Origin of the sequence: Calidithermus terrae (assembly GCF_003574345.1) — a bacterium.
GTDB lineage: Bacteria > Deinococcota > Deinococci > Deinococcales > Thermaceae > Calidithermus > Calidithermus chliarophilus.
In genome coordinates this window covers 1-8802 of sequence record NZ_QXDL01000176.1, presented here as the reverse complement: position 1 = coordinate 8802, position 8802 = coordinate 1, and the positions used below count along the sequence as shown (strand labels likewise).

Sequence of the window (8802 nt, the reverse complement as noted above, 5' to 3'; positions counted from 1 at the left end):
CCGCCCAGGCCATCGCCGACTTCATCGAGAAGGAGTTCAAGGGCACCGTCGAGGTGGAGATCTTCATCCCCACCGAGTACCGCGGCCTCATCGAGGCCATGCGCGGGGGCAACCTCGACTTCGCCTTCTACCCCCCTGACGGCTACGTCATCGCCCACCGCGACGTCGGCGCGCAGGTGCTCTTGAAGTCGGTGCGCGGCACCAGCCCCTACTACTGGTCGGCCATCATCGTGCGCAAGGACTCCGGCATCAAGAACGTGCGGCAGCTCGAGGGCAAGACCATCGCCTGGGTGGACAAGAACTCCGCCGCCGGCTACGTCTTCCCCCGCGCCGCCCTCGTGACCGCCGGCCTCGAGCCCGACAAGCTCTTCTCCAAGCAGATCTTCGCCGGCAAGCACGACTCCGCCGTGCTGGCGGTGCTCAACAAGTCGGTCGATGCCGCCGCCACCTTCGCCAACGACGACAAGAACAAGAGCGGGGCCTGGACCCAGTTCCTCAAGCCCGAGGAGGCCGCCCAGCTCACCGCCATCTTCTACTCCAAGCCCATCCCCGGCGACACCTTCAGCGTCTCCAAGCAGTTCCAGGCCAAGTACCCCTCCCTCACCAAGGGCATCGCCGCCGCCATCCAGCGCATCAAGACCCCCAGCAGCAAGCTGCTGCTCGACCTCTACCGCATCGACTACATGATCCCCGCCAAGGACTCCGACTACGACGTGGTGCGCGAAGCCCGCAAGGTGGCCGGCCAGGACTGACGGCTCGAGTTCATAGAAACCTTTCGAGGAAACCCAGTGGCTTTAGCCCTGGGAGGAAACGAAAGCCGCTCGCAGAGCGGTGCGGGGTCGCCAAACCATCGTGTAGAATGGGGCGATGGTTTTTGCCGAGGCTGCAAGGCACTCCACCGGCGTATCGCCTATCGGGAGAAACGGCTGTTTGCCCATGACGCAAACCATTTCGCGGCGGGGGCAACCCCGCTGGGCTGCTGTAAGCCAGCCGCACCTGGGGGAAGCGGAGAGTGCTATTCGGCATAATCCTGTCCCTGGAAGCCCACTGCTTTAGCTGTGGGTCGCTTACGCCTCGATGACCCCAGGAGAATCCTGGGGTTTGTTTTTTTGGGAGAGCCAAGCAACTGCGTCAAGGGCTGCCGGAGGGGGATGAGCACCCTACGATAAGTTTGCCAGCTGCACCCCGGCGAAGAGCGTTTGGAGTCCCTTGGCGAGAGCGGCTTTGGCCCGCTTGGGAGGGCTGGGCGGCGCAGGCGGTGTAGCTGCTGGAAGGGCTATCCCAGGTATAAAGGCTCCACGAGTCGAAGGCTATGTTCGCTGGCGATAATAGCAGGGACAAACCTCTCTGGTTATATCTGTTATGGTGGACAAAACAGATACAAGAAGGTAACATGTCATCGCGCAATGGCTATAAACAGTAATAACCGAGCTGGGACCTTTGTTCCCCAACGGGGGGGTTACCGGGCTTTTATCCCTGCGAAGTTGCCCCTGGCCGAGCCTTTAGGGTGGGATGCCCCGAGCTTAAACGTGCTGCTCGAGGCTCAAGGTGCACTGGGGCAGCTTAAGGGAACAGCCGAGCGGCTCCCCAATCCCGACCTGCTGGTAATGATGTACATCCGGGCCGAGGCAGTGCTCTCGAGCCAGATTGAAGGGACCCAAGCCAGTCTCGATGACGTGCTGCGGGCCGAGGCTAACCTTGCCAATCCGGACGCGCCTGGCGACGTACAAGAAGTGATTAACTACGTCAAGGCAATGGACTATGGCCTGAGGCGTCAAGAAGAACTTCCCGTCTCCCTCAGGCTGATTCGCGAGATACACGGCATTCTGATGAACGGGGTGCGGGGGAGCCAGCGCGACCCGGGAGAATTCCGTAGGAGCCAGAACTGGATCGGCCCCGTGGGCTCTACCCTGCAGACCGCGCGGTTCGTGCCCCCTCCGGTTCCCGAGATGCTGGTTGCCCTGGACAACCTGGAGAGGTTCATCTATGAGGAGGGTTCTCGGACGCCACCCTTGGTCAAGATCGGCCTGATCCACGCCCAGTTCGAGACCATCCACCCTTTTCTCGACGGTAACGGACGCCTCGGGCGCCTGCTCATCACCCTGTTGATGTGCCATTATGGTCTGTTGGACGCGCCGCTCTTATACCTCTCGCATTTCTTTAAGCTCAACCGAAGCGAATACTACGACCGCCTGCAAGCTATCCGTGAACGTGGGGACTGGGAAGGCTGGCTGAGATTCTTTCTCGAGGGGGTACGTTCGGTAGCCACCGAGTCCGCCCAGAAAACCCGTGACGTGCTCGACCTGCGTGAACAAGATCGCCTACGCATCGGGCAAGAACTAGGCCGCAGAACCGCCAACGCCCTCACCCTGCATGAGCACTTGCTCCGCCAGCCCTTCGTCAACGTGCGCAGGGTTCAAAGCCTCACTGGACTTTCTTACTCGAACGCCAACGCCTTGGTCGGGGAACTGGTGCGCACAGGCGTCCTGCAACCGGCGAATGAGCATGCGAGGGATCGTTTGTTCGTTTACCAACGTTATCTGGATATCTTCAGGCTCGAGCGCGACGAGACTGCCAAAACTTCCACCGATGAATCGACTTTTTCGGGCTGATCGGCCGGTAAACCCTCGGCCATACCGCACCCGCCCGCGGCTCGTTCAGCCGGTATCATCAACGTCGCTTAGAGCACCCTTCGGGGTGGCTTAGCCGGGTAGTGAGCCGGAAAACACTGCCGAGGACGGGACGACCACAATCCTCTTCGGGACAGGCTGGCGAACGTGCACTTGTGGAACGATCTCTTCCAGGACAACGGGCGTTCGCCTGCCGTCCACCCGGCGGCAGGAAGAGGGCGGTAGAGCTGGCTTCAAAGCTTGTAAGATAGGCCGTCAAGCGGAGTTCGTGATGATCGAAGTCAGAGGAGTGAGCCAGGTCTTTCAGACCAAGAACGGGCCCTTCCAGGCCCTCAAGGACGTGAGCATCGACATCCCCAAGGGGGATTTCGTGGCGATCATCGGGCGGTCGGGGGCGGGCAAGAGCACCTTCTTGCGCACCCTCAACGGCCTGCTGATCCCCTCCCAGGGGACCATCACCGTGGAGGGCCTCGAGGTCACCCGCCTGTCCAGGCGCGAGCTGCAGCGCTACCGCCGCAGCGTGGGCTTCATCTTCCAGCAGTTCAACCTCGTCACCCGCCTCAGCGTGCTCGACAACGTGCTGCACGGGCGTTTGGGCTACCTGCCTGCCTGGCGGGGGTTGCTGGGGCTCTACACCGAGCGCGACTACCAGATCGCGCGGGCGCAGCTCGAGCAGGTTGACCTCACCGCCAAGGAGAGCGCCCGCGTCGACTCGCTCTCGGGCGGGCAGCAGCAGCGCGTGGCTATCGCCCGGGCCATGGCCCAGGAGCCCCGGCTCATGCTGGCCGACGAGCCGGCCGCCAACCTCGACCCGGTGCTCTCCGAGGAGGTCATGCGCATCCTCAAGCGCTTCAACGAGCAGCTCGGCATGACCGTGGTGATCAACATCCACGCCCTCGACCTCGCCCTCAAGTACGCCAAGCGCATCATCGCCTTCCGGCGCGGGGAGCTGGTCTTCGACGGCACCGCCGCCGAGCTCAGCGACGAGCTCGTGGACGAGATCTACGAGCGGAAGGAGATGGCGGCGTGAGCGCGGCGCTGGTGTATGCCCTGCTGGGCGCGGCCGTCGCCGTGCTGCTCAGCGTCGCCAAGGGCTCGATGCGCCGCCTGATCTACGGCGGGGTCTTCGGCGTCGCCGTCGCGTTTGTGGCCTTCCCCTTCGTGCAGTCGGTGGGCTACCTCACCCGCGAGACGGTCTCGCCCACCCTGCTGGGCCTGCTGCCGCGCTTCCCCCTGCTGGCCCTGGTGCCCCTGGCCCTCGCGGCCGGGCTGGTGCTGGCGCGGCGGGGCGGGGCCTCGGCGGCGCTGGGGGGCGTCGTGGCCGGGGGCGTGACCCTCTTCAGCGGGCTTTTCCTCATCGCCCAGCCGGCCGGGCTGGTGCGGCTGATCCCGGTGAACGGGCTGATGGAGCTGCTGGCGGGCCTGATCCCGCTGCTGGTGCTGGCGCTCTTGGGCCGCTCGCGCCCGCGCCTCCGCTGGCCGCTGATCGGGGCCGGGCTCATCCTGAGCGCGCTGCTGTTCGGCTGGCTCAACGCCGGCAGCGGCGGCCACCTCTACCTGCCCAAGATGGCGGGCTACTACCGCCTGCTGGGCGGGGTGGAGCCGGGCCTCGAGCAGCGCATCGTCGAGGAGTACAACGCCGGGCTCGAGGAGCGCAACGCCATCCTGCGCGAGATCGGGCAGCCGGAGGAGAAGCCGGTGCAGAGCCTGGCCGACTTCAAGGGCCGCATCCCCCAGGAGACCGCCGAGCAGGGCTACCGCCTGTTGCAGCCGGGCCAGATCCAGTACGGGGCCTTCGCGGTCTTCTTGCTGGCCGGCCTGATGCTGGGCGCGGGGCTGATGCTGCTGCGCCGCCCCCAGCTCACCGAGGCCGCCGACCTGCGCGCGGGCCTGATCCTGGCCGGGCTGGTGGGGGTGCTGCTCCCCGCCTTCGACGCCACCGAGTTCGAGCTGCAGAAGCTGGTCAAGGGCTGGCCCTTCCTCACCGGCTTCATGGACCGCGCCTGGCCCCCCAACCTCGCCGCGCCCGACGCCGCCAACCCCATCTTCCCGTTGCAGAGCGTGCTCTCGGAGATGGCCCTGACCATCGAGATCGCGCTGGTGGGCACCTTCCTGGCCGCGATCTTCGCCATCCCCTCCAGCTTCCTCGCCGCGCGCAACCTCACCCAGGGCAGCCCCCTCATGCGCGCCCTCTTCGGCTTCATGCGCACCTTCTACAACGTTGACCGCGGGGTGGACACCCTCATCCTGGCCCTGGTCTTCGTGGCGGCGGTGGGGCTGGGGCCCTTCGCCGGGGTGCTGGCGATGGCGATCCACTCCATCGCCGACTTGGGCAAGCTCTACTCCGAGGCCATCGAGAACGTTGACCGCGGGCCCATCGAGGCGCTCGAGTCCACCGGCACCTCCGGGGTCAACGTGCTGCGCTGGGCCATCCTGCCGCAGGTGCTGCCGCTGTTCGTCTCCTACACCCTCTACCGCTTCGAGATCAACTTCCGGGTCTCGGTGGTGCTGGGCCTGGTGGGCGCGGGCGGCATCGGCTACTTCATCAAGGGCGCGATGGACGCGGGCAACTACGACCAGATGATCATCGGCGTCATCGCCATCGTGATCGTGGTCAACCTCATCGACTTCGCCTCCTCCTGGCTGCGCAGCCGCCTGGTCTGACGCTGGATTCAAAGGGCTACTCGCCCTCGGCCTGCGCCTCCGCGGCCCTCGAGCCGCGCGTCTTGGCCCAGACCTGGGTGAACTCCGCCCCCAGCAGCACGATCTGCGCCGAGTAGTACACCCACAGCAGCAGCACCACCAGGGCTCCGGCGGCCCCGAAGGTGCTGGCGGCGGCGCTGTGGCCCAGGTACTGCCCGATGAGGAAGCGGCCGAGGTTGAAGAGCAAAGAGGTCACCAGGGCCCCCACCCACACGTCGCGCCAGGCCACCGGCGTGTCGGGGAGGTACTTGAACAGCAGGGCGAAGACCAGCGTGAGCACCGCGAAGGCGAAGGCGAAGTTGACCGCCTGCCACAGCAGCCTCGAGCCCGGCAGGTCGCCGAAGGCCCAGTCGCCGAACGCGGCGAGCGCCGCGCTCGCGACCAGCGAGGCCAGCACCAGGAAGCCCAGCCCCAGCACCATCCCCACCGCCGCCAACCGCGCCCGCACCAGCGCGCTCATCCCGCCTTTTTTCTCAGCCTGCACGTCCCAAACGGTGTTGAGCGCCTGCTTGAGCTGCAAAAACACCCCGCTGGCCCCCAGCAGCAGCGTGAACACGCCCACCAGCCCGGCCCACAGCCCCGAGCCCTGGCGGCTGGCGCCCTCGAGCATCGTCGCCAGCAGCTCGCGCCCCTGCTCGCCCACCAGCCCGCCGAACTCGAGCAGGATCTGCTCACGGGCCTGGGCCTGGTCGAACACCAGCCCGGCCACGGCGATCACGATCACCAGCAGCGGGGCCAGCGAGAAGACCGTGTAGAACGCCAGCGAGGAGGCCAGCACCGGCACCCGGTCCTCCTGCCATTCCTGAAAAGTGCGCCGCACCAGGCTCCACATCGTCGCTCCTCGAGGGGCGCCCGCAGGGGCCCCGTCTCGAGGCTGATGTTGCAGGGGCGGGCTGAGCCGGGGCTGAGGGGGCGCCCCTCCCTCACCAGCGGTAGCCCCCGCCGAACACGGCGTGCCAGGTGGAGAAGTCCCCCTCCACAAAGCCCCCCGCGATCTGGACGCGGCTGTGGCTGAAGGTGAACTTGCCCTCCAGCTGGGCCGCGAAGCCGCCGAAGGGCGCCTCGAGGCCGAGCCCCCCCTGGAAGGCCAGGCCGCCGAAGTGGTAGTACAGCGGGTCGCCGTCCACGCCGTAGGCCCGGCCCCGCACCACGGTCTCGGGGTGCGGGAGGGCGATGCCCGCCCCCAGCCGCCCCACCGCCCGCACCGGCCCCGCGGGCAGGGCGTAGGCCAGGTTGAAGGTGAGGAGGTTGAAGCCGTCGGTCACCTGGAAGCGCTCGAACAGCTCGCCGTTCTCCTCGGCGCCCGCGAAGTAGAGCTTCTGGTGGATGAGCTCGAGCTCGTAGCGCAGCCCGTTGGGGTCGCCCCACCAGGCCCGCACGCCGTAGTAGATGGGGTAGCCGAAGTCCCGGCTCTCGAAGCGGGCCTGCCGCACGGTGGTCTCGGGGTGTCCCTCCTGAACCACCCGCAAGTCGGCGGGGGAGGGGAGGCTGAAGCCCAGGTAGAAGGTGATGCCCTGCGCCAGGGCTGGGCTGAACCCCAGCAGGGCGGCCACCAGGAGCGCGCGCGTCACGCCCCAAGCATAGGCCGCCCGGGTGGGGGCTTGCTTAGAGCGCCCTCACTCACCCAGGGGGATTTCTAATGCGCTACTCTCGAGCATATGCGCTTTGTATTCGCCCTTCTCATTCTCCTGCTCGCCGCCTGCGGCGCGCCCGGAATTCCCACGGGCACGGTGCTCAAGGTGGACGGGCCCGAGGCCACCACCCTGGCGCTGGGGGAGGGTGAGGCGGTGTTCTTCAACCTCGAGGTCGGCAGCGCCCCGGTGCGGCTGGACGCCTTCCCCGTAGACAACCCCAAGTCGGCCCAGCTCGAGCTCACCGTCTTCGACAGCAACCGCCTGCCCTACGCCCGCTCGGTGAGCCGCTACTGGTTCGCCGCGCCGGGCCTGGCGGTGTCCTCCGTCGGCCGCAACCCCAAGGTCATCGACCCCAGCCTGCCCTTCAGCCTCAACCTGCCCGCCAACTTCGGCAAGGCCTACGTCCGCGTGCGCAACCGCCTCCCCGAGCCCACCCGGGTGCGGGTGCGGGCGGTGTCGCGCGCGGGCTACCGCGGCTCGAGCGGCCAGGAGATCAGCGGCAGCACCGCCGGGGCGCTGCTGTTCCTGGGCCAGCTCGACAGCTACGTCTACCGCGGCCAGGACGCCCGCCTCACCTTCGACTACCCCTCCGGCGGCCTGCACCCCATCGTCGAGGTGGTGCGCGGCAACAACCGGGTGTTCCGGGGCGAGCCGGGGATGAGCTTCGACCTCAAGCCCAACGACCACGTCTTCGTGCGCGAGCAGAGCAACGGCGGCCTGGCCGGCTTCTGCGACCAGAGCCTCGGCTGTGCCGACGGGGTCTCGAGCGGGGTGTACAGCCTGCGCGTCGAGTAGCCTTTACGGGCTTTTCATAAAATTCCGCTTCACGATTAGCGGGTGAGGCGGCGGGAAATCGCCTCGAGCGGGGCCTTTTTGCGGGGTGTCGGGCCTCCCGGCGGGCGGGGGCACTCCGGGCTTCATTAGAAAATGAAGCGGTGGCTTGAGGCTTCTCTCATGCTTCTGCTTTTGCTTTTATCCCTTGTCTGCCCACTTTTTACGTTTATGCAGTAAAGCCGAGCCTCGACAAAAGTTTGAAAGATGAGAAAAAGGGGGGAGCTCTCTAAGAATGTCCTCTAAAACCGCGCCTACCCTTGGCCGGATATGCGATGGTTTATTCACACCAACCTTGCTGTGCTGTTCACATTCGCCGCGATGTGGGTTTTCTCCTCGGCATGGGCAGCTTCGACCTTCGTGGTGACCTCTACCGCCTACACCTCCTCCGTGCGGGAGACCGACAGCACCCCCTTCATCACCGCCACCGGGGCGCGCACCCGCTTCGGCATCGTGGCGGTGAGCCGCGACCTCCTGCCCACCCTGCCCTACGGCTCGCAGGTGCGCCTGGAGGACCTGGGCACCCCCAGCGGGCGCGGTCGCGGGCAGTTCAACTACCTCTTCCGCAACACCATCTTCGTCGTCGAGGACACCATGAACCGCCGCTTCCGCTGGCGCATGGACATCTGGATGCCCAACCGCACCACCGCCATCAGCTTCGGCGTGCGCAAGCTCCGGGTGACGGTCGTGCGGCTGGGCCGCGGCTGATCGGGCCGGGCCGACCGGCTAAAATAGGGTAAAGCCGATCGCAGAGGGCCGGCCCTCTGCGATTTTGCTGGCCCGACCCATGCGATTCGTCTGGTTCCTCGCCCTGCGCCACCTGCGCCACCGCCGCACCCAGAGCCTCATCACCCTGCTGGGCGTGGCGGTGGGGATCATGGTGCTCACCACCGCTTTGTCGCTGTTCAACGGCTTCAGCAAAGGCCTCATCGACGCCACGCTCAAGGCGGTGCCCCACGTCCTGCTGCTCAAGCTCGCCCCCGAGGCGCCCAACACCCCGCCCC

General features: G+C 66.5%; 8 protein-coding genes and 1 pseudogene. 7 read left to right on the top strand and 2 right to left on the bottom strand.

Annotation, left to right across the window (positions count from 1 at the left end; translation table 11 throughout):
• The 4 genes from Mterra_RS16280 to phnE all read left to right on the top strand — a co-directional run.
• On the top strand, nt 1-752 hold a 752-nt coding region (locus Mterra_RS16280; protein ID WP_147372878.1), incomplete at its 5' end, for a phosphate/phosphite/phosphonate ABC transporter substrate-binding protein.
• 732 nt (nt 753-1484) lie between these two features.
• Nucleotides 1485-2612, top strand: a complete 1128-nt coding sequence (locus tag Mterra_RS16270) for a Fic family protein (protein WP_218022954.1) — start codon at nt 1485-1487, stop codon at nt 2610-2612.
• A 289-nt stretch (nt 2613-2901) separates the two neighbouring features.
• Nucleotides 2902-3660: a phosphonate ABC transporter ATP-binding protein gene (gene phnC, locus Mterra_RS16265; RefSeq protein ID WP_119316119.1), complete on the top strand. Its 759-nt coding sequence runs from the start codon at nt 2902-2904 to the stop codon at nt 3658-3660.
• A complete protein-coding gene (gene phnE, locus Mterra_RS16260) occupies nt 3657-5294 on the top strand; it encodes a phosphonate ABC transporter, permease protein PhnE (protein WP_119316118.1) in 1638 nt (545 codons plus the stop codon). The genes phnC and phnE overlap by 4 nt, the downstream gene beginning before the upstream one ends.
• 16 nt (nt 5295-5310) lie before the next feature.
• Here phnE and Mterra_RS16255 read toward each other — a convergent pair whose 3' ends face one another.
• Both Mterra_RS16255 and Mterra_RS16250 read right to left on the bottom strand, forming a co-directional pair.
• On the bottom strand, nt 5311-6165 hold the full coding sequence (locus tag Mterra_RS16255; RefSeq protein ID WP_119316117.1) for a YihY/virulence factor BrkB family protein: 855 nt from the start codon (nt 6163-6165) through the stop codon (nt 5311-5313).
• 91 nt (nt 6166-6256) lie between these two features.
• Complete coding sequence (locus Mterra_RS16250) at nt 6257-6904, bottom strand: hypothetical protein (RefSeq protein WP_119316116.1); 648 nt, start codon at nt 6902-6904, stop codon at nt 6257-6259.
• Nucleotides 6905-6991: 87 nt separating this feature from the next.
• Between Mterra_RS16250 and Mterra_RS16245 the strand changes: the two genes are divergently transcribed.
• The 3 genes and pseudogenes from Mterra_RS16245 to Mterra_RS16235 all read left to right on the top strand — a co-directional run.
• A complete protein-coding gene (locus Mterra_RS16245) occupies nt 6992-7762 on the top strand; it encodes a hypothetical protein (protein ID WP_119316115.1) in 771 nt (256 codons plus the stop codon).
• Between the two features lie 357 nt (nt 7763-8119).
• Nucleotides 8120-8506: a 3D domain-containing protein gene (locus Mterra_RS16240; protein ID WP_119316114.1), complete on the top strand. Its 387-nt coding sequence runs from the start codon at nt 8120-8122 to the stop codon at nt 8504-8506.
• A 79-nt stretch (nt 8507-8585) separates the two neighbouring features.
• Nucleotides 8586-8802, top strand: a pseudogene (locus tag Mterra_RS16235) (ABC transporter permease); the annotation flags it as partial.

Excerpts from the sequence above, each read along its gene's own strand:
- phnC (WP_119316119.1), top strand. The coding sequence starts at position 2,902 with ATGATCGAAGTCAGAGGAGTGAGCCAGGTCTTTCAGACCAAGAACGGG.
- Mterra_RS16255 (WP_119316117.1), bottom strand. The coding sequence starts at position 6,165 with ATGTGGAGCCTGGTGCGGCGCACTTTTCAGGAATGGCAGGAGGACCGG.
- Mterra_RS16245 (WP_119316115.1), top strand. The coding sequence starts at position 6,992 with ATGCGCTTTGTATTCGCCCTTCTCATTCTCCTGCTCGCCGCCTGCGGC.
- Mterra_RS16240 (WP_119316114.1), top strand. The coding sequence starts at position 8,120 with ATGTGGGTTTTCTCCTCGGCATGGGCAGCTTCGACCTTCGTGGTGACC.